Source organism: Candidatus Planktophila versatilis (genome assembly GCF_002288345.1).
In the GTDB taxonomy this organism is placed as follows: domain Bacteria; phylum Actinomycetota; class Actinomycetes; order Nanopelagicales; family Nanopelagicaceae; genus Planktophila; species Planktophila versatilis_A.
The window spans coordinates 659244-681729 of the sequence record NZ_CP016781.1 but is presented as its reverse complement, the minus strand read 5'-3'; the positions used below and the strand labels follow the sequence as shown (position 1 = coordinate 681729).

The window sequence follows — 22486 nt, the reverse complement described above, 5'->3', positions numbered from 1 at the left end:
ATCGTGTGCGGTTGTGCTCACTTCCGTCATTTCACCTGACTCACTATTTAAGGTCAAAAGCCCATTTTCCGAAGCTCCGGCCGAGAATTCAATTAGTGGACGTGTGGGCACTGATGGTCCGGTACTTGTTGTGAAGATTGATGACACATCCATGGCTCATCCACAGATTGGGTTAGAGGATGCGGACCTGGTTTACATCGAACAAGTTGAAGGTGGCTCTACCCGCCTTGCCGCGGTCTTCTCTTCAAAGATTCCCACACGAATTGGACCAGTTCGCTCGGCGCGCATTTCAGATATTGAACTGCTTGCTCAGTTTGGTCGGGTGGGATTTGCTTATAGTGGGGCGCAAAGCAAAATGCTTCCGATTATCGCGGCGGCAAATCTTCATGACCTAGGGGCACAACGAAACTCGCCGACAATTTTCACAACAGATCCGAATCGCACCCAGCCATATGCGATGGTGCTGCGCGCAGACCTATTGCTGGAACTGGCAAAGAGCAGAGGTTTGGAGTTTGCGCAATCAAAGAACATGGGCTGGAATTTTGGAAAAGTATCAGATGAAGGAGTAGCAATTACAACTGCACAGATTTCTTGGCCAGCTAGTTCCTATTATGTGCATTGGTCTAAGAAAGAGAATCGTTGGCTTTTAGATTTTCGAAAAGAGCCGAACATCACAGAATCGGGGACTCGTCTTGGTGCTTCTACATTTGTCATTCAACTAGTTTCAATTACGGATTCAATCTATAAGGACAAGAATGGTGAAGTGACTCCACTTTCAACGACTGTCGGGAGTGGCAGCGGTTACATCCTGCGAAACGGTAAATCCATTAAGGCCACCTGGAGCAGACCCACTGCCGAAGAGGGAACTCGCTGGCTCAGCATGAGTGGGGAAGAGATCACCTTTGAAAAGGGGCAGATATGGGTGGCCCTGACAGATAGGGAACCTGTTTTCACTCTCACAAACGCGGATGCAGCATCGCTAACTCCAAAGTAGACTCTTCTCCTGCACATACTGCACTGAACTAGGAGCTTTGATAAATGTCTGAAACAACTGGCACCGCACGCGTCAAGCGCGGCATGGCTGAAATGCTTAAGGGTGGCGTCATCATGGATGTCGTCAATGTTGAGCAAGCCAGAATTGCCGAAGATGCTGGTGCTTGTGCAGTGATGGCGTTAGAACGCGTACCAGCAGATATTCGCGCCCAAGGTGGCGTAGCTCGCATGTCAGATCCGGACATGATTGAAGCGATTCAGGCAGCGGTCTCTATTCCAGTCATGGCCAAGGTTCGCATCGGACATTTCGTGGAAGCTCAAATTATTGAAAGCCTCGGTGTTGATTACATCGATGAATCTGAAGTTCTCACCCCGGCTGACTACACCAACCACATTGATAAGTGGAACTTCAAGATTCCATTCGTATGTGGCGCCACAAACTTAGGTGAGGCCCTTCGTCGTATTAACGAAGGAGCGGCGATGATTCGTTCCAAGGGTGAAGCCGGAACGGGTGATGTATCCAATGCCATGATGCATATGCGCACAATTGGTGCAGAGATTAGACGCCTCTCTTCGCTACGCGAAGATGAACTCTATGTTGCAGCTAAGGAGTTGCAAGCACCATATGCGTTAGTTAAGGAAGTTGCTGAGACTGGAAAACTTCCAGTTGTGCTCTTCACTGCTGGTGGAATTGCAACACCGGCCGATGCTGCGCTCATGATGCAGATGGGCGCCGATGGCGTCTTCGTAGGTTCTGGAATCTTTAAATCAGGAAACCCCGCTCAACGCGCAGCAGCATGTGTGAAGGCAACGACTTTCTATCAGGATGCAAAGGTTTTGGCCGAAGTTTCCCGCGGCCTGGGCGAGGCAATGGTCGGAATCAATGTTGCAGATATTCCGGTGCCACATCGTTTAGCAGATCGTGGTTGGTAGTTAACGCAAGTTTATGAAAGTTGGCGTGCTAGCTCTACAAGGAGATTTCCGCGAGCACATTCGTGCCACAACGCAGTGCGGTCATGAAGCATTTGAAGTAAGGCGTTTAGCTGAATTAGAAAGCGTTGACGCGCTGATTTTGCCTGGGGGAGAATCCACCACCATTGTTCATCTGGCCAAGACTTTCGAGCTGTTTAATCCCATCCGAAAGCGCATTGGTGATGGACTTCCAGTGTATGGATCGTGTGCCGGAATGATTCTCTTAGCCGAGCGCATTCTTGATGGCGCCAAAGGGCAAGAGACATTTGGCGGTCTAGATATTACGGTGCGCCGAAATGCTTTTGGCAGGCAGGTTGATTCCTTTGAATCAGAGCTTGAGTTCAATGGCAAGAAGATGAACGCTGTCTTTATCAGAGCACCGTGGGTGGAGCAGTCTGGTGCTGGGGTTCAGGTTCTGGCAGAAGCAGCCGGGCACGCGGTTGCGGTGCGCGAAGGCAAAGTTCTTGCGACAAGTTTCCACCCAGAATTAACGAGTAATCTGGAAATACATCGTTACTTCTTTGATGAGATGTGTAAAGCGCGATAAAGTTGCCCTTAGTGGCGTAGGTAATCGCCTCTTAAAAAACGATTGAGGTGTTGACAATGTCAGGCCATTCCAAATGGGCTACGACCAAGCATAAGAAGGCGATCATCGATAGCCGCCGGGCGAAGAATTTTGCCAAGCTAATTAAGGCTATTGAAGTGGCTTCCCGTAATGGTGGTCCGGAAGTTGAAGGCAACCCAACTCTGTTTGATGCCATTGCTAAGGCTAAGAAGAACTCAATGCCGGCAGATAACATCGAGCGTGCGGTCAAGCGCGGAGCCGGCCTTGAATCTGGCGGTGCTGATTGGCAGACGATTATGTATGAGGGCTATGGGCCTAATGGTGTTGCGCTCATGATCGAATGTTTATCTGATAATCGAAATCGCGCAGCATCTGAAGTGCGCGTTGCGGTCACTCGCAATGGCGGCAGCATGGCTGATCCGGGATCTGTGGCATATCTTTTTAATCGCAAAGGCGTCATTATCGTGAATAAGGCTGGTGGGGTCACCGAGGATTCAATCCTGGAAGCAGCACTGGATGCCGGGGTTGAAGATGTGAATGATTTAGGTGAATCGTTTGAAGTTGTCTGTGAAGCCAGTGATCTCGTAGCAGCTAGAACTGCGCTGCAAAGTGCCGGAATTGATTATGAATCAGCAGATTCTTCCTTCCTGCCTTCGATGCAGATTCCACTCGATGCCGAAGGTGCTACCAAGGTCTTTGAACTTATTGATGCGATTGAGGAGTTAGATGATGTGCAGAATGTCTACTCCAATTTTGATGTCTCAGATGAAGTCCTGGCGAGCCTTTCTTAAGTCGTCGTAGGGCTGACCTAGGCTTAGAAGTTATGAGCCAGATACATAAACGAGTACTCGGGGTGGACCCTGGGCTGACTCGTTGTGGCGTGGGCGTTGTCGAAGGCGCAATTGGGTCACCACTTACATTAATTGGTGTCGGCGTCATTCTTACACCACCAGATGCGGCCCTTGAGATGCGGCTACTTCAATTGGAAAGTGAATTGGAGGAGTGGATCGTTCTTCATAAACCCACCGTGATTGCTGTGGAGCGAGTCTTTTCACAACACAATGTTCGTACCGTGATGGGAACCGCGCAAGCTGCCGGAATCGCGCTCTTAGTAGCAGCGCGCAGAAACATTCCAGTGATGATGCATACACCATCTGAAGTGAAAGCTGCCGTTACCGGATCCGGACGAGCCAACAAGGCGCAGGTCGCCGAGATGGTTAAGCGCCTACTTAATCTCGAGTCAATCCCGAAGCCGGTCGATAGCACCGATGCCTTAGCCCTTGCGATCTGTCATATCTGGCGAGGTGGGGCAAATACCAAAATTGCAGAAGCGGTAGCGATTGAGAAATCCCGGCTCGCTAAGTTGGTGAAGAAATGATTTCACTAGTAAACGGAATCGTTCGGTCAATTAATTCAGATCGGGCTGTGATTGAAGTAGGAGGTGTTGGGCTAGCTGTCTCCATCACTGGGCCGACTAGCGCCCAGCTTCATCTTGGTTCGGCAACTCAACTATTTACTTCCCTAGTTGTTCGGGAGGATTCACTTACTCTCTTTGGTTTTCTTGATGAGGAAAGTAGAAATACCTTTGAACTCGTGCAAACAGTCTCTGGGATTGGACCGAAGGTTGCGTTAGCAATCATGGGATCACATAGCCCTGATTCTCTGTCTCGCGCAATTGCGCAGGAAGATATCAAGGCGATAGAGAAGGTTCCGGGAATTGGGCGCAAAGGTGCACAGCGACTTATTCTGGAACTCAAAGGGAAGATTTCTGATTTGGGCGGAGCGGAGCGCGTGCAGAGCCATCAACCTATTTGGCGCGAGCAACTTACTTCGGCACTGGTCTCACTTGGATTTAGTGCTAAAGATTCGGATTCGGCAATTAACGAAGTCTTGGCAACGTATGCCGAATCTGGTGTTGATGCTTCTTCCCTTGATTTATCTGAGTTATTGAAGGCTACTTTGGCGCAAGGGCGACGGTCCTAAATGAGTATCGAGCCAGGAAATAGCGGTGAGCGGATTGTGAACCCAGACCTCACAATTGATGACTCGGGAATCGAACACGCACTACGTCCGAAGACGCTTAAGGATTTCATCGGTCAGCACCGAGTGCGCGAACAAATTGATGTTTTGCTTAGTGCGGCCCGCAAGCGAGGATCTGCGGCGGATCACATTCTGCTTTCGGGTCCGCCTGGACTTGGTAAGACAACTCTTGCCATGATTCTGGCGAGTGAGATGCAGACCCCTATTCGAATCACCTCTGGTCCGGCAATTACTCATGCGGGGGATTTAGCGGCAATTCTTTCTTCTTTGGTTGAAGGAGAAATCCTTTTCCTTGATGAGATTCATCGTCTTCCGCGCCCGGCTGAAGAGCTGCTCTATCTTGCGATGGAAGATTTCCGAGTCGATATCGTCGTGGGTAAAGGTCCAGGAGCTACGGCTATTCCGTTGCAACTCCCTCATTTCACATTGGTCGGTGCCACTACTAGAGCAGGTCTGTTGACTTCACCATTGCGGGATCGTTTCGGCTTCACCGCCCACCTAGATTTCTATGAAGAATCTGAGTTGGCCCAAGTTATTTCGCGAAGTGCATCGCTGCTTGGTTTAGAGATAGATGTGAAGGCAGTTTCAGAGATTGCAGGAAGATCTAGAGGCACGCCGAGAATCGCAAATAGATTGCTGCGAAGAGTGCGTGATTATGCCCAGGTGCGCGGTTCTGCAAAAATCATTTACTCAGATGCAACTGCCGCACTGCAAATGTATGAAGTTGATGAGAAGGGGCTCGATCGACTAGATCGATCTGTTCTCCTTGCACTCATTGAGAGATTCGCTGGTGGTCCGGTTGGACTTTCCACACTTGCGATTGCTGTGGGGGAAGAGACTGAGACTGTGGAATCTGTTGCCGAACCGTTCCTCGTCAGAAACGGCTTCATGGCAAGGACTCCGCGAGGTCGAATTGCAACGGCTCTGGGTTGGCAGCATGTGGGGCGCACGCCCCCTGCTGGGACGATTTCTCTTTTCGACACACCAGCGCCTGACGCCTAGACTCTCCTCTTATGTCCACACCTACTAAAACTGTGAAGACCTCAGGCCGGCCTGCTCGAGCCTTAGCGCTGCTGGCAATCATTCTGCTCGGACTAGTAGGAACAGCCCTGATTCAGGGCGCATCCTCGGTCAAGCTCGGCCTTGATCTGCGCGGTGGCACAAGTGTCACGCTGCAACCTCGCGCATCGAATGATTCAAATAAAATTACATCGGCGGCAATTGATCAGGCAGTCACGATTATCCGCCAACGTGTGAACTCACTTGGTGTTGCCGAATCTGAAGTAACAGCGCAGGGAAGCGGAACTAACCGCCAGATTGTTATCTCCGTTCCTGGAGATTCTGGTCGTCGTGTTGTTGATTTGGTTGGACAAACTGCAGAGCTTCGTTTTAGACAAGTTCTCGCAGAATCCTCCGGCTTAGCAGGAAGTGGATTAGACACAGCAACTCCCACAGCAGGAGTCACACCGGAACTAAATGCAAAGTTTGCCGCACTTGATTGTTCCAAGTTGGAAAATCAACAGGGAACTGGCGCGGATTCCCCTGCTGAAACAATTGTTGCGTGTTCAAGAACAGGGGCAAGTAAGTACATTCTTGCTCCGGCTGAAGTCTTAGGACAACAGGTTTCTAAGGCATCCGCTGGCATTGATCAGCAAGGTTCAGCTGGTTGGTTTGTAGCACTTTCCTTTAATGGTGAAGGAACTTCCGCATTTGGTGCTCTCACAGGTCGTGTTACATCACTTGCCTCACCTTTAAATCAGGTTGCCATTGTTCTAGATGGATTAGTAGTTTCAGCACCATCGATTAATGAAGCGATTCCTTCCGGTAATGCGCAGATCACTGGATCATTTACGCAAACAGAGGCAGAAGATCTTGCCAACGTCCTTAAATATGGTGCGCTACCGCTGGCCTTTGATCGCGGTGAAGTTCAGCAAGTTTCTCCAACGCTCGGTTCTGATCAGTTAGATGCTGGTCTGTTAGCTGGAGCACTTGGTCTGATTCTTGTGGTCATATTCTCAGTTCTGTATTACCGGGCACTTGGGTTAGTAACTGTTGGCTCACTCGCCGTTGCATCAGCGCTCGTCTATTTACTCTTCTTGGTTCTGGGTGAGGCAATCGGATTCACATTAACTCTGGCAGGTATCGCTGGCGCCATTGTTGCAATCGGAATTACTGCTGACTCATTTATTGTCTTCTTCGAACGTGTTCGAGATGAAGCGAGAGAAGGAAGATCTCTGAGATCAGCTGTGGAGAGCGGTTGGCTTCGCGCCCGTCACACGATCATCGTGGCTGACATGGTTTCAATACTCGCCGCAGTCCTGCTCTATTTCTTTGCCGTCGGTGGTGTGCGTGGTTTTGCATTCACATTAGGGCTCACCACACTCGTTGACTTGATAGTGGTCTTCATCTTCACCAAGCCGCTTGTCACACTCATTGCGCGTATCAATTTCTTTGCCTCCGGTCATCCGCTCTCGGGATTCTCTCCTAAGAGCGTTGGACTAAAGGGTCCGAGAGCAAATACTTCAACTACTACTGTGGAGGCATAAGACAATGGCTAAAATTTCAGGTCTTGGTGGGCGTCTCTACTCTGGTGAGACTTCATTTAACATCGTTGGAAATCGCAAGCGTTGGTATTCGATTTCAGCGCTCTTTCTTCTCATTTCTATCGCTGCTCTTACCATTCAAGGTTTGCATTTAGGTCTTGAGTTCAAAGGTGGAGCTTCCTACACAGTGAGTAAGCCGGGAATCACACTTGAACAAGGTCGAGAAGCGGCTTCAAAATTTGATATTCCGGGCGAGGCGATCGTTCAAAAGATCGGTGATGACAAGATTCGTATTCAAACCGGTGCGCTCACTCCGGCACAAGCAACCGCGGCAGAAAATGTTCTGACCTTCACCTTCGATGTTCCAGCTGAGTCAATCGATACGCAAATTGTTGGACCGTCGTGGGGTAAGGAAATTACTAAGAAGGCTATCTACGGTCTCATCGCATTCTTATTGGCGGTCATGCTCTTTCTTGCAATGGCATTTGAACCCAAGATGGCACTTGCAGCCATTGTTGCAGTGGTGCACGACGTGCTTATCACTGTCGGAATTTACGCAGTCGTAGGTTTCGATGTCACCCCAGCAACGGTGATCGGATTCCTTACAATTCTTGGATATTCGCTCTATGACACTGTCGTGGTCTTTGATAAGGTGAGAGAGAATACGAAATCTGTCACAGCCAATAGCAAGCAGACATATTCACAGGCTGCAAACTTGGCTGTCAATCAGACTCTGGTGCGTTCTGCTAACACGTCCATCATCGCACTCCTACCTGTTGGTTCAATTCTCTTTGTAGGCGCTGGATTACTGGGCGCTGGCACACTGAAGGATCTCTCACTCGCGCTCTTTATCGGGCTAGCAGTAGGAACCTATTCATCTGTATTTATCGCACCTCCATTCCTGGCCTCCCTTCGTGAGAAGGAACCTGCGATGCAGGCTCTTGCAAAGAGAGTTGCGACGCGAGGTGGAGCACCGGTGCCTACAGAGAGCAAGCCAACAGATTCAACAGTTGCGCGTGGTCCACGTAACCAACCAAAGCGTAAAGGTCGCAAATAACCCTTTCGCATATGGATACAGAAACCTTAATCGCACCTCTTATAGGTGCGCTTAAGGAGCACCACCCTCAGAGTGATGGCACTGAAATCACCCGAGCCTTCAAGATTGCCCGCACGGCACATGAAGGACAGCTAAGAAAATCTGGCGAGGATTACATCACTCATCCAGTAGCTGTCTCACTTATCTTGGCTGAATTAGGTTTGAACGAAATAACCATTGTCGCTTCCTTATTGCACGATACTGTCGAAGATACCCCATATTCGCTCCAACAACTTCGTACTGACTTTGGCGATGAGATTGCCAACCTTGTTGATGGTGTAACTAAGCTCGATAAATTGACCTATGGTCCAACTGCCGAGGCGGAGACCGTTCGCAAGATGGTCATTGCAATGTCTCGCGACATTCGCGTATTGGTTATCAAATTAGCTGATCGCCTTCATAACGCTCGCACCTGGGGTTTTGTCTCGGCCGAATCAGCACAACGCAAGGCGCAAGAGACCCTAGATATCTATGCCCCACTAGCCCACAGGCTCGGAATGAATGCCATCAAGTGGGAGCTAGAAGATCTTTCGTTCGCCGTGTTAGAGCCAAAGAAATTTGAAGAGATTTCAAGACTTGTGGCAGAGAGATCGCCATCACGCGACGCACTCACAGCAGAAGTTGTTGACGCAGTTGAAAAAGACTTGCAGCGAGATTTGATCACAGCAACAGTGACAGGTCGTAAGAAGCATTTCTTTAGCGTCTATCAAAAGATGGTTGTCAGAGGCCGTGAGTTTAATGAAATCTATGATTTGGTGGGAATTAGAGTTCTTGTAAATGATGTGAAGGATTGTTACGCAGTGCTAGGTTCGATTCACGCTCGCTGGAGTCCGGTACCGGGCCGGTTTAAAGATTACATAGCGATGCCTAAATTTAATCTCTATCAATCACTTCACACCACTGTTATTGGGCCAAACGGTAAAGCGATCGAAATTCAGATTCGCACCTATGAGATGCACTCTCGAGCTGAGTTTGGTATCGCAGCACACTGGAAATACAAGCAAAGCGGTGAGCCAGAGACTAATACCCCAGAGATGATGTGGCTGCGCCAATTACATGAATGGCAGAAGGAGACCGAAGATCCATCTGAATTTCTAGAGGCGTTGCGTTTTGATTTGGGAAGTCCAGAAGTATTTGTCTTTACTCCCAAAGGCTCAGTTGTTGCACTTCCGGGTGGCTCAACACCGGTTGACTTTGCCTTTTCAGTTCACACTGATGTGGGTTTGCGCTGTGCGGGAGCTAAGGTTAATGGGCGCCTAGTTCCACTTGAATCAAAGCTGGTCAATGGTGATGTGATTGAGATTGTTACCAATAAGGGTGAACATGCGGGGCCGAGTCGCGATTGGCTCAATTTTGTGAAGAGTCCACGTGCTCGTTCAAAGATTAAAGCTTGGTTTAGCAAGGAGCGGAGAGAGGAAGCTATTGATGCTGGGCGCGAATCTATTGCCCGCCAAATGCGCAAAGCAGGACTTCCGCTACAGAAGATTTTCGCTGGTCACGCGCTGCTGGAACTAGCTCACGATATGCATTATGCCGATATTGATGCGCTCTATAACGCAGTTGGTGATGGACATGTTTCAGCTGCTTCAATCGTGGAAAAGCTTACTGCTTCGATGTCAGGTGAAGATTCTCATCCAGAAGTTACTATCGAGAATATTCCAACCGGTATGCAAGTTACCAAGCGGACATCGAGCGCCGTGGAGGTTGAAGGCGTTGATGACGTATTGGTAAAACTCGCTCGTTGCTGCACGCCAGTTCCAGGGGACGCAATTATGGGCTTCATCACCAAAGGCTCCGGAATTTCGGTTCACCGGGAGGATTGCATCAACGCTACTGATCTTCGTGAGAATCAAGGTGAGCGAGTAGTGGGAGTTAAGTGGTTATTGGGTGCGGCAAGCTTGTTCCTGGTAAATATTCAGGTTGAAGCTTTAGATCGTGCGCGCCTGTTAGCTGATGTCACCAGAACTCTTTCGGAGCAACACGTCAATATTCTAAGCGCAGCGGTGAGCACATCTAAAGATCGCGTTGCCATCTCTCGCTTTACCTTTGAAATGGCTGATGCCAAGCATCTTGATTCCGTGTTGGCTGCAGTGCGAAATATTGAAGGCGTCTATGACGTCTATCGAACTTAACTAGTCTTATTTAGTTAAATTCAGCGAGATGCTTTTCAGCCTCTGCTAGCCACACCGTACGAGCTTCAGCTGATTCAAGTGCTTCTTTCGCCTTCCTGTCATTACCGGCAGCCTGTGATTTCGCGGCAACTTTTCGATAATTTTCAATAGATTCACTGAGCTGCTTTACAACCTCAGCAGCGCGTGCCTTTGCGGCAGGATCTGTCTTACGCCAAATCTCAGCCTCAGCCTCTTTAATCACTTCTTCCACCTTGGCTACCCGGGCATCGAAAGCGGCTCGCTTATCGCGATGGGTAATGCCGATCTTCTCCCAGGTGCGCATCAAGTCGCGGAATGAGTTCTTCGCTGCCTTGGCATCTGTAAATGGCACCAAAGCTTCGATTTGAACAATGAGTTCTTCGCGCTTAGCAAGATTTGCCGTCATCGAAACTTCGCGCTTTTCCAGGTCTGCACTCTTTGCAGTGAAGAATTGATCTTGAGCCGCCTTAAATCGCGCCCACAACTTAGCTTCATCACTTGGTTTTCCGCGACCAGCTGTTTTCCATGAATCCATGAGTGTCTTAAATCGACGAGCAGTTGCCACCCAATCGGTGGAGGTCGCAAGCTTTTCAGCCTCGATGATAATCTCCATCTTTGCTGCGGAAACTACAGCTGAGGTTGCCTCAAGTTGAGCAAAGTGAGTGCGACGTCGCTTATCAAACTTATTACGGGATGCTGAGAAGCGCTTCCAGAAATCTCCATCAGCCTTCTTATCTAGACGAGGCGCCGCTTTCCACTCATCGAGCAGAGTCTTCAGTCGATCTCCAGTAACTTTCCAGTTCTCTGACAGAGCAAGTGATTCAGCTTCAGCAACAATCTTCTCTTTCTCGACCAAAATCTGTTCCCGGCGAGCAGCCTTGACCGCACTCTCTGCCGCTTTCTTAGCCTCATAAGCCTCGCGGTTTCCTTCAATGAGTGGCTCAATCTGCTCCACCGATAGGGCAAGGGAATCGAGATCGCCGACGCCATTGAGTTCGCGAACTTGCTGGCGCAGTTTCTTCACAGATTCGTGTGCATCCTGCGGAACCATGGCGCCACTTGTGATGCGAGCAGCAGTTAGGGCAACTTCGGATGCGAGGGCTTCAAATTTTCTTACAAAGTATGCAAGTGCTTCTTCGGCGCTCTTGCCTGGGTAGGAACCAACTGGCTTTTCGCCTTCAGAGGTGCGAACGAATACCGTTCCATCTTCTCCGACACGACCGAATTGAGAGGGATCTCCAATGAGTGCAGATGCTGCACTAGGTGCTACTTGTGTGTGAGCTAGCGTTCCTGGATTGATATCGGTCATGATTTCCCCCTCAGCGCGTCGGCGGTTGCCTTCGTTGTTTAGTGCGATTGTGTAAGGGGAGAAGGCTACCCTGACCCCCGTACAACAGTAAATCCATGCGAGATTTTGGGGTCCACCATGCTTGTTCTGTCATATCCAGCGCCCATGTTTGCCACCAATTGCTGGGTGATTTCTGCGGGTGTGGGCCAAGAGTGCATCATCATCGATCCTGGAATGCCTGATATTTCATCTGAAGTAACCATGCTGGTTGAAGAGTACAAATTGAAACCAGTGGCAGCGCTGCTTACCCATGGACATTTAGATCATACATTTTCCATTGTTCCGCTTGCCAATGGATATGCGATTCCAACATATATACATAGCGAAGATCGTCGCTTCGTTTCTAATCCGTCGGGAATACACGGGCCAGATCTGATGGCGCAACTAGGAGAGATGACATTTACGGAACCGAAAGATCTTCGAGAATTGAAGAATGGTGAAGTGATAAATATTTTGGATCTCAAGCTCACCGCAATCCACGCTCCAGGCCATACTCGTGGTTCAACCATGTTCACCCTCAATGAGGAGATACTCATTAGCGGAGATGTTCTCTTTGCTGGCTCCATTGGGCGAACAGATTTACCGACTGGCAGTGCAGCGCAGATGAGAGAGACGCTCATTAAGAAGGTTTTACCGCTAAACGATGATTTGCGGGTGCTACCAGGACATGGCCCGGAGACCACAATCAAATTCGAGAGAAAAAGTAACCCTTATCTGAAAGAATTGACCTCATGAAATACGAGAAGATTCAAGGACCTAAAGGTGTTCGTGAATACTTGCCGCCCGAATCTGCCGCCTTCGAATGGGTACGTGAGCAGTTAATCGCACCTGCCAAGGCAGCCGGATATCAATTAATGGAACTTCCGGTATTTGAAGATACAAATCTTTTTACTCGTGGTGTGGGTGAATCAACTGATGTGGTTTCGAAGGAGATGTATACCTTTGAAGATCGTGGTGGACGATCAATTACGCTGCGTCCGGAAGGCACGGCTGGCGTGATGCGAGCTGTGATTGAACAAAATTTAGATCGGGGTCAACTCCCTGTGAAGGTCTGGTATTCCGGCCAATTCTTTAGAGCAGAGCGGCCACAAGCAGGACGCTATCGACAGTTCTACCAAGTGGGAATCGAAGCGATTGGCCTTGATGATCCAGCTATTGACGCCGAAGTCATTGCAATTGCATATCGGGGTTTTAAGAACTTAGGGCTTCGAAACTATCGTTTGGAAATTACCTCGTTAGGAGATGCGCAATCACGTGCGGCTCATCGCATAGATTTGATGGCCTTTATCAAGAAACTTGATCTAGATGAGGCAACGGCAAAGCGCGCTGAGATCAACCCGCTTCGGCTCTTTGATGATAAGCGGCCAGAGGTGCAAACGTTGATGGCGAAGGCGCCGCTATTACTTGACTATCTCTCTGATTCTTCCCGCATGAGCTTTGAATTAGTACAAGGTTATCTGCGTGCGATGAAAATCGACTTTGTCATCAACCCGCGCATGGTTCGCGGATTGGATTACTACACCGGAACTACCTTTGAATTTGTTCATTCCGACCTAGGTGCGCAATCGGGCATCGGTGGTGGTGGTCGCTATGACGGACTCATGGAGATTTTGGGTGGACAATCGCTATCAGGAATTGGATTTGGACTTGGTGTGGATCGGGCACTGCTTGCAGCGATTGCTGAGAATTCACTACCAGCCGAAGATTTCACCTCGGATTTGTTCCTTATTCCATTAGGTGAGAGCGCGATGGAGATGGCCCTTACAACAGCACAAGAGTTACGTGCGGCTGGAATTCGAACTGAAATTGCCTTTGGAGATCGTGCGCTCAAAGGTGCTATGAAAGCTGCTGATAAATCTGGAGCCCGATATGTAGTGGTGCTGGGGGATTCCGAGATTTCAAGCGGGAACGTTGACCTTAAGCGCATGAGTGATGGAGTTCTAACTTCGGTTAAGATTACGCAATTGCGGGATCAGTTACGTCAGGCACTTTCGCTCTAACGCACTCATTTCTTAAAGGTGGCTTTCTAATGTTGAGAAATCATGATGCTGGCGCTTTACGGGCTACGCATGTCGGCCAGGTCGTGACTTTGGCTGGTTGGGTTGCTCGTCGCAGAGATCATGGCGGTGTTGCTTTTATTGATTTGCGTGATGGTACGGGTTCAGTGCAGGTGGTTATTCGTGATGAAAAACTTGCCGGTCAACTACGTGCTGAGTGGTGTCTGCAAATTACCGGGGAAGTTGCCTTGCGTCCTTCCGGAAATGAGAATGCAAATATTCCAACAGGTGCAATCGAAGTAATGGGCGATGACATCGTGGTGCTGAGCGAATCGGCCCCGCTTCCTTTCCCAGTTGATTCAGGTAGTGAAGTAGATATCTCTGAGGAAGTCAGGCTTCGTTATAGGTACTTAGATTTACGTCGCGAAGGACCGGCGGCGAATCTACGACTACGTTCCCGAGTCACATCAGCAATTCGCGGTGTGATGGAGGATCTAGATTTTTATGAAATTGAAACTCCCTATCTCACCCGATCAACTCCGGAAGGTGCACGCGATTTCCTCGTTCCGGTTCGCTTGCAGCCAGGTAGCTGGTACGCCCTGCCACAATCACCGCAGTTGTTTAAGCAACTACTGATGGTCGCCGGCATGGAGCGCTACTACCAAATAGCCCGTTGTTTCCGTGATGAAGATTTCCGTGCAGATCGTCAACCTGAATTTACTCAGCTGGATATTGAAATGTCATTTATTGATCAAGCAGATATTTTGGCTATTGCGGAAAAGATTCTGGTGAAGGTGTGGAAGCAGGCCGTTAATTACGATATTCCCACTCCAATCCCGCAAATGACATATGCCGATGCCATGGACAAGTATGGTTCTGATAAACCAGATCTTCGTTTTGGACAGCAATTAGTTGAAGTCACTGAGTTCTTTAGTCAGACACCTTTTAGAGTATTTCAGGCTCCTTATGTTGGAGCAGTCATCATGCCAGGCGGCGCTGATTCACCTCGTCGTGAGTTAGATGCGTGGCAAGACTGGGCAAAGGCACGTGGTGCAAAAGGCATTGCATACATTTTGGTCAATGCCGATGGCACCCTTGGCGGACCCGTTTCAAAGAATATTTCTGAGTCAGAACAAGCGGGCATTGTTGCAGCTGTAGGAGCTAAGGCCGGAGATGCGATTTTCTTCGCAGCCGGAGATAAGTCATCCTCACAACAACTATTGGGTGCAGCACGACTCGAAATTGGTAAACGCTGTGATCTAATTAAGCAAGGTTCTTGGGAGTTTGTCTGGGTAGTTGATGCTCCAATGTTTGAACCAACCGATGGTGGAGGCTGGACTGCAGTTCACCACCCATTTACCGGTCCAAAGCCCGAGTTTGCGAAGAGTTTCAAAAGCGATCCAGCGTCAGCTTTGGCATATGCCTATGACATAGTGCTTAATGGAACTGAACTAGGTGGCGGTTCGATTCGTATTCATGATCGAGAGATGCAAAAGGATGTGTTCTCGGTTATTGGACTCAGTGATGAGGAAGCGCAGAGCAAGTTTGGCTTTCTGTTAGAAGCTTTTAATTATGGACCACCTCCACATGGCGGAATTGCACTTGGTTTGGATCGAGTATGTGCATTGCTAACAAACTCAGATTCAATTCGTGAGGTCATCGCCTTTCCAAAGACAGCCAGCGGGGGAGACCCACTTACTGGTGCGCCAACTCCCATTACCGCTGCGCAACGTAAAGAGGCAGCAATCGATTGGACACCTCCGAAGGAGTAATTCCGGTAGGCTAGAGATATGGGTCCAGGTGGAATCGCAACAATAATTGCGGCCGCATCACTTTTCGTGATTGCCGTAGCAGTTGCCTATGCCGTTATCCGTGTGGGCAGATTCATTGACGAGGCCAAGGTTTCATTGAAGGCTTTTACTGAGGACACAACACCGCTTTTAACTGAGTCGACTCGCACACTGGAGCTCATCAATAGTCCGCTGGCAAGCTTTGCCAAGATCACCAAGAATGTTGAAGAAGTTACTACCAAGGTAACTGATGCAACAACGGGCTTCATGGATAAGAACGGCCCAGCTGTCAAAGTTGCAGGCGCTCTTATTAGTGCCGCGCAGATGAGTAAGGGTCGTAAATCGAAGAAGAAATCTGACTAGTCAGAAATCTCAATAGTCAGAGTGGGTGAATGTAACTAGTGGAATCTTCCGAGATACGCTCGCGTTGGCTACGATTCTTTGAATCTGAAAATCGCCAAGGCTTAACCCACACCGTAGTTCCTTCTGCATCCTTAATCGCAGATGATCCCAACCTGCTCTTGGTTAACGCTGGAATGGTGCCCTTTAAGCCGTTCTTCCTCGGCGAAGTAACACCTCCTTATAAGCGCGCTACCTCAGTTCAGAAATGCGTTCGAACGCTAGATATTGATGAAGTAGGAAAGACCACTCGTCACGCTTCCTTCTTTCAGATGTGTGGCAACTTCTCATTCGGTGATTACTTCAAAGAAGGTGCCATTGCTCTCGCTTGGGAACTTCTCACACGACCAATCAACGATGGCGGTTATGGTTTTCCGGAAGATAAGTTGTGGGTAACTGTTTATTTAGATGATGACGAAGCTGCAGATATTTGGCACAAGAAGATTGGCGTTCCGCGTGAACGCATTCAACGTAGGGATATGGCAGATAATTTCTGGTCGATGGGTGTTCCAGGTCCATGCGGTCCCTGTTCTGAAATCTATTACGATCGCGGGCCCGCCTACGGTGTTGACGGTGGTCCTATCGCTGATGAAAATCGCTATCTTGAGATTTGGAATCTTGTCTTCATGCAAAATGAACGAGGTGCTGGCGGCGGTAAAGATGGATATCCAATCCTTGGCGAACTACCAGCAAAAAGTATTGATACTGGTTTAGGTTTAGAGCGAACAGCTGCACTTTTGCAAGGTGTGGAAAATATCTATGAGATTGATACGACGATGAAGATTCTTACCCGCGCATCTGAGTTATCAGGGGTTAAATACGGTTCATCTCAAAAATCAGATGTGGCGTTACGCGTTGTGGCAGACCATGCCCGCACATCGGCAATGCTTATTGGCGATGGTGTCACACCGGGGAATGAAGGACGCGGCTATGTTCTGCGCCGAATGATGCGCCGAACAATTCGTAATATGCGGCTGTTGGGTGTGAACGATCCCATCATGTCTGAACTTACTGTTGCAGCAATTGGAGCAATGGGTGCGCAGTATCCAGAACTGGTTTCAGATCAGAAGCGAATTCTTTCGGTCTCAGAATCTGAAGAAGAGTCATTTTTGCAAACGCTCAAAAGTGGCACGCAGATCTTTGATTTAGCATCAACCCAGCTCAAGGCGAGCATGAAGAGGGTTCTTCCTGGGGATGAAGTTTTCAAACTCCACGATACCTATGGATTTCCATTTGATCTCACCTTAGAAATGGCCCGCGAGGAAGGCCTTGAAGTTGATGAAGATGGCTTCCGCAGACTGATGAATGAGCAGCGCGATCGAGCAAAAGCTGATGCGAAGGCGAAGAAAAGCGGACACACAGATGTCTCTGAGTATAAAAAGATTGCAGATGCATCAGGTGCGACGAAGTTTATTGGCTACACCCACACCAGCACGGAATCGAAGATCACTGGTCTGCTGGTAGATGGCGTCAGTGTGGCATCAGCTCATGCAGGCCAGGAGATTGAAGTAATTCTCGATCGCACACCGTTTTATGCTGAAGGTGGAGGCCAGTTAGCCGACGGTGGAGTCATTACTCTTTCAACGGGTGCAATTATTGAAATTGACGATGTGCAAAGTCCGGTCAATGGACTATCAGTACATAGAGGCCGAATTCTCTCGGGGGAGGCGAACGTTAATTCCGCCGCTCAGGCTGTTATTGATGTGGAACGCCGTAATGCGATCTCGCGTGCTCACACAGCAACTCACATGGTGCATAAGGCCTTCCGTGAGTTACTGGGTGAAACTGCAACGCAAGCTGGTTCTGAGAATTCACCAGGTCGATTCCGGTTTGATTTCCCTTCAACTGGGGCTGTTCCAACATCTGTTTTAGATGATGTTGAGTCTCGAGTCAACACACTGTTATTGGATAATCTTGCCGTCACTGCAGAAGTGATGTCGCAGGATGCTGCGAAGAAGAGCGGGGCGATGGCCCTCTTTGGTGAGAAGTATGGTGATGAGGTACGTGTTGTCAGCATTGGTGACTGGGCGCGAGAGCTCTGCGGTGGAACACATGTGGAGCGCTCTGGCCAATTAGGTGTGGTTAAACTCTTGAGTGAATCTTCCATTGGTGCAGGTGTGCGCCGAGTTGAAGCTCTGGTTGGCATCGATGCCTATAAGTTCCTGGCTCGTGAACATGTTTTATTGAACTCTTTGACTGAGCTCATGAAGGGCTCGCGAGCTGAGGAGTTACCTGAACGAATCTCTGAGCTACTCGGGAAGATGAAAGAGATTGAGAAAGAATTGGCAGTTGTCCGATCTGCGCAAGCGCTGGGTCAGGTCGATTCATTGCTCAAGGGGGCAAAGGTAATTGGTGGCACAACTGTTATTACCGCGCTTTTGCCTGATTCCATCGTGGCAGATGATTTAAGAAAGATAGCCCTTGATTTACGTAATCGCACTGCGCAGTCTGCAGTTGCACTTATCAGCTCGGTAGATTCAAAACCAGTATTGATCGTTGCGGTAAGTGAGAAGGCGCGCGAGCAGGGTCTAAAAGCCGGCGCTCTGGTAAAGATTGGCTCCACTATTTTGGGTGGTGGGGGTGGCGGCAAAGATGACGTTGCTCAAGGTGGCGGAGTTGACGCATCAAAATCAGCAATGGCCCTTGCTGCAATCGAAGAATCAATCGCTGGGAATTAATCGATGAGAGGTCGAAGAATTGCCTTCGATTACGGTGATGCGCGTATTGGTGTTGCGATCAGTGATCCAGATAGCATCCTAGCTACACCACTGACTGTGCTGCAGACTCAGAGTCCGAACCTAATATCCGAACTCACTGCGATCTTTACGGAGTATGAACCGGTTTCTGTCTTTATTGGGGAGCCAAAACATATGTCTGGCGCGAGCGGAGATAGTGTTGTTAAAGCTAAAGCTTTCGGGGAATTGATTACAGAGACCTTCGCGATAAACGTGACATATATTGACGAGAGACTTTCATCAGTGTCGGCTCAGAAGAAGCTTAAAGACGCGGGAGTAAATACTCGCGATTCGAAGAAGGTAATCGATGCAATGGCTGCCGTAGCCATCCTAGAACAAGGGTTGGCGATTGAAAAACTTTCTTAGAATTCCGGTCGTTCGAGTGGGACTTGCAGGTGTGGCTGTATTCGTTGTCACCTTCGGCCTGGATTCGCTGCGAAACCTAGATTCATCTGCACCTGATTTCAGTTGCGGAGCTGCGTCAGCGCAGGAAGTGCTCATAAGAATTGAATCTGGAGAAGCTGGCTCTTCTATCGGTGCATCCTTGGCAAGTGCTGGGGTAATCAAATCTTCAGAGGCCTACTTTCGTTTAGCGGTAGCCGATGCAAGAGCCGCAAAAGTTGCACCAGGTACCCATAGGTTACAGAAGAACCTTTGTGCAGCGGATTCACTTGAGCAGTTGCTTGACTCAAAGAGAATCGTGGGACTAATCAACATCTCTGAAGGGATGTGGGTCAATGAGGTTTTGCCTCAGCTGTATCGCTCAGGCTTTAAGGTCCAAGAAGTTAAGTCTGCGTTAACAGCTCTTACTAAACCCAAGGGCTTTGATCAGCTAGAAGGTTTGCTTTTCCCGGCGAAATACAGTTTTGCATCAACGACGTCAGCAGATGTTGCTCTTGCTTCAATGGTTTCTCGTGCAGAGAAAGAAATGCGTAACGCTGGTTTCTATAGTTCCAAAGCTGGATATACCCCAGCGCAGTTGCTCGTTATTGCCTCTTTGATTCAGGCAGAGGGCGGCGAGAAGGATTTCACGAAGGTTTCGCAAGTCGTGCGCAACAGATTGAAGAAAGGGATGCCACTTCAGTTTGATTCGACCGTGCATTATGTGATGCAGTCTCGAGGCAATATCTTCTTGAGCACTAGGTCGACCATGTTGTCATCGAGCTATAACACCTATAGAAAATATGGACTCCCACCAGGGCCTATTAATAATCCTGGGGCATCAGCAATGCGCGCGGCGGTCACTCCACAAGAGGGTGACTGGCTATATTTCATCACAGTGGCGCCAGGTGATACCCGATTTACCGCTGATATCGCCCAGTTCAATGCATGGAAGTATGAGTACAAAAAGAATTTACGGGCTGGAAAGTTTAGGAGTCAAAAGTGATTAGAGGAGCTGTACTGGGTTCCCCAATAAATCATTCACTTTCACCGCGCTTGCACCGCGCTGCCTTCTCCTATTTAGGAATAGAGGGAAGCTATGAGCCGATCGAAGTCCCGGCGGGTTCGCTGGCATCATTTATTGAAGGGCGCGGCGCTGAGTTCGATTACTTCTCTCTCACAATGCCTTTGAAGGAAGAAGTACTGCTACTCCCCATTGAGTGCGATTCATTAACAACCAAGATTCAATCTGCAAATACTTTATGGAAAAAGAAGGACGGATGGTCACTGACTTCTACTGATGGATCTGGATTTGTTGCAGCGCTAGCCCATGCTGGCCTACAAACTTTCAATCGAGTACTGATTCTGGGAGCGGGTGGAACAGCTCGTGCGCTAGCTGGTGCGATGGATGGCATCTCGAAAGAGATTCACGTTCTTGGTCGTAGTTCAGTGCGAGCTCCTGCACTCAAGTCATCGGTAACTACTTCTGATTTTGAATACATTGCTTGGAATTCAGGTGCGGATTTAAGTTCTTATGACCTCGTTGTAAATACAACTCCAGCCGGAGCGGCTGACCTCCTGGCTGATTCTGTCCGCGTTGGAGCAAGTGGTCTCCTATTTGATGTGATCTATAAGCCTTGGCCGACAGTACTTGCTGCGGCATGGAGGGATTCTGGCGGCAAGGTAATCGGTGGTCTTGAACTCTTGCTCTACCAAGGCATCGATCAATTGGAATTGGTGCTGGGTGAAAGCCTAGACCGGGAGAAGCTAGCGACACATTTGCGCACAGCGCTCCGCACCTAGTTCATCCACAGGTAGTTTATGTGATGACAGTGTTCTACCTAGGCTCGTTCTATGGCGCTGATTCTTCTCTTCTCGATATATATCAGCCTCTTTGACCTTCGTCATCACAGAATCACAAACCTCTCCGTTCTTCTTATCTCGGTCTTACTCTTTGTTGAGGGCGACTTTCACATCTACCTTCTCACAGGGATTCTTTTCACAGTGCCGCTGTTACTACTCGGCATCTTCGGGGGTTTAGGTGGAGGGGATGTGAAACTTCTTATGGCGGTAGGTCTCCTGGCCATACCTGTTGGTTCAATCACCACCTATATAACTTTTCTCGTAGTGGCGATTTCAATCCTAACGGCACTCACTGTTGCGGCCCGAATGAGTTTACGGGGCAATATTGCGCTAGCGCCTGCTATATGTGCGTCTTATCTCGTCTTTTTGTTTACGCAGTGAGTTAATAATGAGCGAGTTTGCAGGACTTTCTGCAAGAATAGGCGCATGCGTTGGATCACAGCAGGAGAATCTCATGGTCAGGCCCTTTCAGCAATTGTTGAAGGTGTCCCAGCTCATGTGCAGGTGACCACTTCCGATATTGATTTTCATTTAGCCCGTCGCAGACTTGGTGTGGGTCGCGGAGCTCGACAGAATTTTGAAGCTGATAAGGTAACCATTCTTGGTGGAATTCGATTGGGATTAACCCAAGGCGGTCCGATTGCAATACAGGTGGGAAACAGTGAGTGGCCCAAGTGGGAAAAAGTTATGTCAGCAGATCCCGTTCCACTTGATGAAATTGAGAATTTAGCGCGCAATGCACCGCTGACCAGACCTCGACCAGGACACGCTGATTTAGTAGGAATGCAAAAATACGACTTCGATGACGCAAGACCTATTTTGGAGAGAGCTAGCGCGCGTGAAACAGCTTCGCGTGTGGCACTTGGTGCTATTGCTAGAAAATTCTTAGAACAGTCAGTCGGGATAACTATTCTTAGCCACGTAGTTTCTATTGGAAGCGTTCGTATTCCTGATGGTTATGAACTGCCAGGTGAGAACGATATGGCTCGAATTGATGAAGATCCCGTGCGCTGTACCGACCCAGCAACGAGTGCCAAGATGATTACTGAGATTGAAGCAGCACACGCTGATGGAGATACCTTAGGTGGCGTCTGTGAAGTACTTGCTTACAATCTACCTCCAGGTTTAGGTTCACATGTTCATTGGGATCGTAGGCTAGATGCCCGCCTAGCCGCTGCGATGATGGGAATTCAAGCGATTAAGGGTGTTGAGATTGGCGATGGTTTTAGAACCGCTACTCGTCGAGGATCAGTTGCGCACGATGAAATTGAACGTGCGAAGGATGGCCACATCGCACGACGTACTGATCGTGCCGGCGGCACGGAAGGCGGAATGTCTAACGGTGAGATTTTACGAGTCTCTATTGCAATGAAACCAATTTCAACTGTACCTAAAGCTCTAGACACCATTGATGTGAAGACCGGGGAAGCTGCTAAGGCTATTAATCAGCGATCTGATGTCTGCGCTGTTCCTGCGTCAGGTGTTGTAGCAGAGGCGATGGCAGCGCTAGTTCTCGCTGAAGCTGTTCTTGAAAAGTTCGGTGGCGACTCGGTTCAGGAAGTGCGTCGAAATTTCGAGTCATATATGAAGAATCTGCGTTTCAAGTAGGCCAAG

At 49.0% G+C, this 22486-nt stretch carries 21 protein-coding genes; 20 read left to right on the top strand and 1 reads right to left on the bottom strand.

The genetic code is table 11. From position 1 onward, the window contains the following. Positions 1 to 13: 13 nt before the first annotated feature. From A1sIIB142_RS03425 to A1sIIB142_RS03380, 10 genes are read left to right on the top strand one after another with little or no spacing between them, the layout of a single operon-like run. Positions 14 to 994 carry a DUF3048 domain-containing protein gene (locus A1sIIB142_RS03425; RefSeq protein ID WP_223299156.1) on the top strand — a complete coding sequence of 327 codons (981 nt, stop codon included), beginning with the start codon at positions 14 to 16 and terminating at the stop codon, positions 992 to 994. Positions 995 to 1038: 44 nt separating this feature from the next. After that, positions 1039 to 1926, top strand: a complete 888-nt coding sequence (gene pdxS / locus A1sIIB142_RS03420; RefSeq protein ID WP_095684748.1) for a pyridoxal 5'-phosphate synthase lyase subunit PdxS — start codon at positions 1039 to 1041, stop codon at positions 1924 to 1926. A 13-nt stretch (positions 1927 to 1939) separates the two neighbouring features. Next, positions 1940 to 2512 (top strand): pyridoxal 5'-phosphate synthase glutaminase subunit PdxT, encoded by a 573-nt coding sequence (gene pdxT, locus A1sIIB142_RS03415; RefSeq protein WP_095693680.1) that lies wholly within the window; start codon positions 1940 to 1942, stop codon positions 2510 to 2512. A 56-nt stretch (positions 2513 to 2568) separates the two neighbouring features. After that, positions 2569 to 3321 (top strand): YebC/PmpR family DNA-binding transcriptional regulator, encoded by a 753-nt coding sequence (locus A1sIIB142_RS03410; protein WP_095693679.1) that lies wholly within the window; start codon positions 2569 to 2571, stop codon positions 3319 to 3321. Positions 3322 to 3353: 32 nt separating this feature from the next. After that, on the top strand, positions 3354 to 3908 hold the full coding sequence (gene ruvC, locus A1sIIB142_RS03405) for a crossover junction endodeoxyribonuclease RuvC (protein WP_095693678.1): 555 nt from the start codon (positions 3354 to 3356) through the stop codon (positions 3906 to 3908). After that, on the top strand, positions 3905 to 4513 hold the full coding sequence (gene ruvA, locus A1sIIB142_RS03400) for a Holliday junction branch migration protein RuvA (RefSeq protein ID WP_095693677.1): 609 nt from the start codon (positions 3905 to 3907) through the stop codon (positions 4511 to 4513). The genes ruvC and ruvA overlap by 4 nt, the downstream gene beginning before the upstream one ends. Beyond that, a complete protein-coding gene (gene ruvB / locus A1sIIB142_RS03395) occupies positions 4514 to 5572 on the top strand; it encodes a Holliday junction branch migration DNA helicase RuvB (protein ID WP_095693676.1) in 1059 nt (352 codons plus the stop codon). It abuts the gene before it with no gap. Positions 5573 to 5583: 11 nt separating this feature from the next. Continuing rightward, a complete protein-coding gene (gene secD / locus A1sIIB142_RS03390) occupies positions 5584 to 7116 on the top strand; it encodes a protein translocase subunit SecD (RefSeq protein ID WP_095693675.1) in 1533 nt (510 codons plus the stop codon). Positions 7117 to 7120: 4 nt separating this feature from the next. Continuing rightward, positions 7121 to 8170, top strand: coding sequence for a protein translocase subunit SecF (gene secF, locus A1sIIB142_RS03385; RefSeq protein ID WP_095693674.1), 1050 nt, complete (start codon positions 7121 to 7123; stop codon positions 8168 to 8170). 11 nt (positions 8171 to 8181) lie between these two features. Further along, the gene (locus A1sIIB142_RS03380) at positions 8182 to 10341 is read left to right on the top strand and encodes a RelA/SpoT family protein (protein WP_095693673.1); all 2160 of its coding nucleotides are present in this window, start codon (positions 8182 to 8184) and stop codon (positions 10339 to 10341) included. A gap of 10 nt (positions 10342 to 10351) precedes the next feature. Here A1sIIB142_RS03380 and A1sIIB142_RS03375 read toward each other — a convergent pair whose 3' ends face one another. Next, positions 10352 to 11668, bottom strand: a complete 1317-nt coding sequence (locus tag A1sIIB142_RS03375; protein WP_095693672.1) for a DUF349 domain-containing protein — start codon at positions 11666 to 11668, stop codon at positions 10352 to 10354. A 117-nt stretch (positions 11669 to 11785) separates the two neighbouring features. Between A1sIIB142_RS03375 and A1sIIB142_RS03370 the strand changes: the two genes are divergently transcribed. Genes A1sIIB142_RS03370 through aroC form a run of 10 tightly spaced genes read left to right on the top strand, consistent with a single transcriptional unit; the run spans position 11786 to position 22480 of the window. Then, positions 11786 to 12442 carry an MBL fold metallo-hydrolase gene (locus A1sIIB142_RS03370; RefSeq protein WP_095693671.1) on the top strand — a complete coding sequence of 219 codons (657 nt, stop codon included), beginning with the start codon at positions 11786 to 11788 and terminating at the stop codon, positions 12440 to 12442. Further along, entirely contained in the window at positions 12439 to 13707 is a 1269-nt protein-coding gene (gene hisS, locus A1sIIB142_RS03365; RefSeq protein WP_095693670.1) for a histidine--tRNA ligase, read from the top strand. Before A1sIIB142_RS03370 ends, hisS begins: the two co-directional genes overlap by 4 nt. A 29-nt stretch (positions 13708 to 13736) precedes the next feature. Then, positions 13737 to 15476, top strand: coding sequence for an aspartate--tRNA ligase (gene aspS / locus A1sIIB142_RS03360; RefSeq protein ID WP_095693669.1), 1740 nt, complete (start codon positions 13737 to 13739; stop codon positions 15474 to 15476). 18 nt (positions 15477 to 15494) lie between these two features. Further along, the gene (locus tag A1sIIB142_RS03355) at positions 15495 to 15857 is read left to right on the top strand and encodes a DUF948 domain-containing protein (RefSeq protein WP_095674843.1); all 363 of its coding nucleotides are present in this window, start codon (positions 15495 to 15497) and stop codon (positions 15855 to 15857) included. A gap of 38 nt (positions 15858 to 15895) precedes the next feature. Beyond that, positions 15896 to 18571, top strand: coding sequence for an alanine--tRNA ligase (gene alaS / locus A1sIIB142_RS03350; protein ID WP_095693668.1), 2676 nt, complete (start codon positions 15896 to 15898; stop codon positions 18569 to 18571). A 3-nt stretch (positions 18572 to 18574) separates the two neighbouring features. Next, the gene (ruvX, locus tag A1sIIB142_RS03345) at positions 18575 to 18994 is read left to right on the top strand and encodes a Holliday junction resolvase RuvX (RefSeq protein ID WP_095693667.1); all 420 of its coding nucleotides are present in this window, start codon (positions 18575 to 18577) and stop codon (positions 18992 to 18994) included. Next, a complete protein-coding gene (mltG, locus tag A1sIIB142_RS03340) occupies positions 18978 to 20015 on the top strand; it encodes an endolytic transglycosylase MltG (protein WP_095693666.1) in 1038 nt (345 codons plus the stop codon). The genes ruvX and mltG overlap by 17 nt, the downstream gene beginning before the upstream one ends. Beyond that, entirely contained in the window at positions 20012 to 20812 is an 801-nt protein-coding gene (locus tag A1sIIB142_RS03335) for a shikimate dehydrogenase (RefSeq protein ID WP_095693665.1), read from the top strand. Before mltG ends, A1sIIB142_RS03335 begins: the two co-directional genes overlap by 4 nt. Positions 20813 to 20863: 51 nt before the next feature. Beyond that, positions 20864 to 21253: a prepilin peptidase gene (locus tag A1sIIB142_RS03330; RefSeq protein WP_095693664.1), complete on the top strand. Its 390-nt coding sequence runs from the start codon at positions 20864 to 20866 to the stop codon at positions 21251 to 21253. A gap of 45 nt (positions 21254 to 21298) precedes the next feature. After that, the gene (aroC, locus tag A1sIIB142_RS03325; protein ID WP_095693663.1) at positions 21299 to 22480 is read left to right on the top strand and encodes a chorismate synthase; all 1182 of its coding nucleotides are present in this window, start codon (positions 21299 to 21301) and stop codon (positions 22478 to 22480) included. The last annotated feature ends 6 nt before the right edge of the window (positions 22481 to 22486 follow it).

Bases quoted from the DNA above. Each gene is read 5' to 3' on its own strand.
- pdxS (WP_095684748.1), top strand. From the start codon at position 1,039: ATGTCTGAAACAACTGGCACCGCACGCGTCAAGCGCGGCATGGCTGAA.
- pdxT (WP_095693680.1), top strand. From the start codon at position 1,940: ATGAAAGTTGGCGTGCTAGCTCTACAAGGAGATTTCCGCGAGCACATT.
- A1sIIB142_RS03410 (WP_095693679.1), top strand. From the start codon at position 2,569: ATGTCAGGCCATTCCAAATGGGCTACGACCAAGCATAAGAAGGCGATC.
- ruvC (WP_095693678.1), top strand. From the start codon at position 3,354: ATGAGCCAGATACATAAACGAGTACTCGGGGTGGACCCTGGGCTGACT.
- ruvA (WP_095693677.1), top strand. From the start codon at position 3,905: ATGATTTCACTAGTAAACGGAATCGTTCGGTCAATTAATTCAGATCGG.
- ruvB (WP_095693676.1), top strand. From the start codon at position 4,514: ATGAGTATCGAGCCAGGAAATAGCGGTGAGCGGATTGTGAACCCAGAC.
- secD (WP_095693675.1), top strand. From the start codon at position 5,584: ATGTCCACACCTACTAAAACTGTGAAGACCTCAGGCCGGCCTGCTCGA.
- secF (WP_095693674.1), top strand. From the start codon at position 7,121: ATGGCTAAAATTTCAGGTCTTGGTGGGCGTCTCTACTCTGGTGAGACT.
- A1sIIB142_RS03380 (WP_095693673.1), top strand. From the start codon at position 8,182: ATGGATACAGAAACCTTAATCGCACCTCTTATAGGTGCGCTTAAGGAG.
- A1sIIB142_RS03375 (WP_095693672.1), bottom strand. From the start codon at position 11,668: ATGACCGATATCAATCCAGGAACGCTAGCTCACACACAAGTAGCACCT.
- A1sIIB142_RS03370 (WP_095693671.1), top strand. From the start codon at position 11,786: ATGCTTGTTCTGTCATATCCAGCGCCCATGTTTGCCACCAATTGCTGG.
- hisS (WP_095693670.1), top strand. From the start codon at position 12,439: ATGAAATACGAGAAGATTCAAGGACCTAAAGGTGTTCGTGAATACTTG.
- aspS (WP_095693669.1), top strand. From the start codon at position 13,737: ATGTTGAGAAATCATGATGCTGGCGCTTTACGGGCTACGCATGTCGGC.
- A1sIIB142_RS03355 (WP_095674843.1), top strand. From the start codon at position 15,495: ATGGGTCCAGGTGGAATCGCAACAATAATTGCGGCCGCATCACTTTTC.
- ruvX (WP_095693667.1), top strand. From the start codon at position 18,575: ATGAGAGGTCGAAGAATTGCCTTCGATTACGGTGATGCGCGTATTGGT.
- A1sIIB142_RS03330 (WP_095693664.1), top strand. From the start codon at position 20,864: ATGGCGCTGATTCTTCTCTTCTCGATATATATCAGCCTCTTTGACCTT.
- aroC (WP_095693663.1), top strand. From the start codon at position 21,299: ATGCGTTGGATCACAGCAGGAGAATCTCATGGTCAGGCCCTTTCAGCA.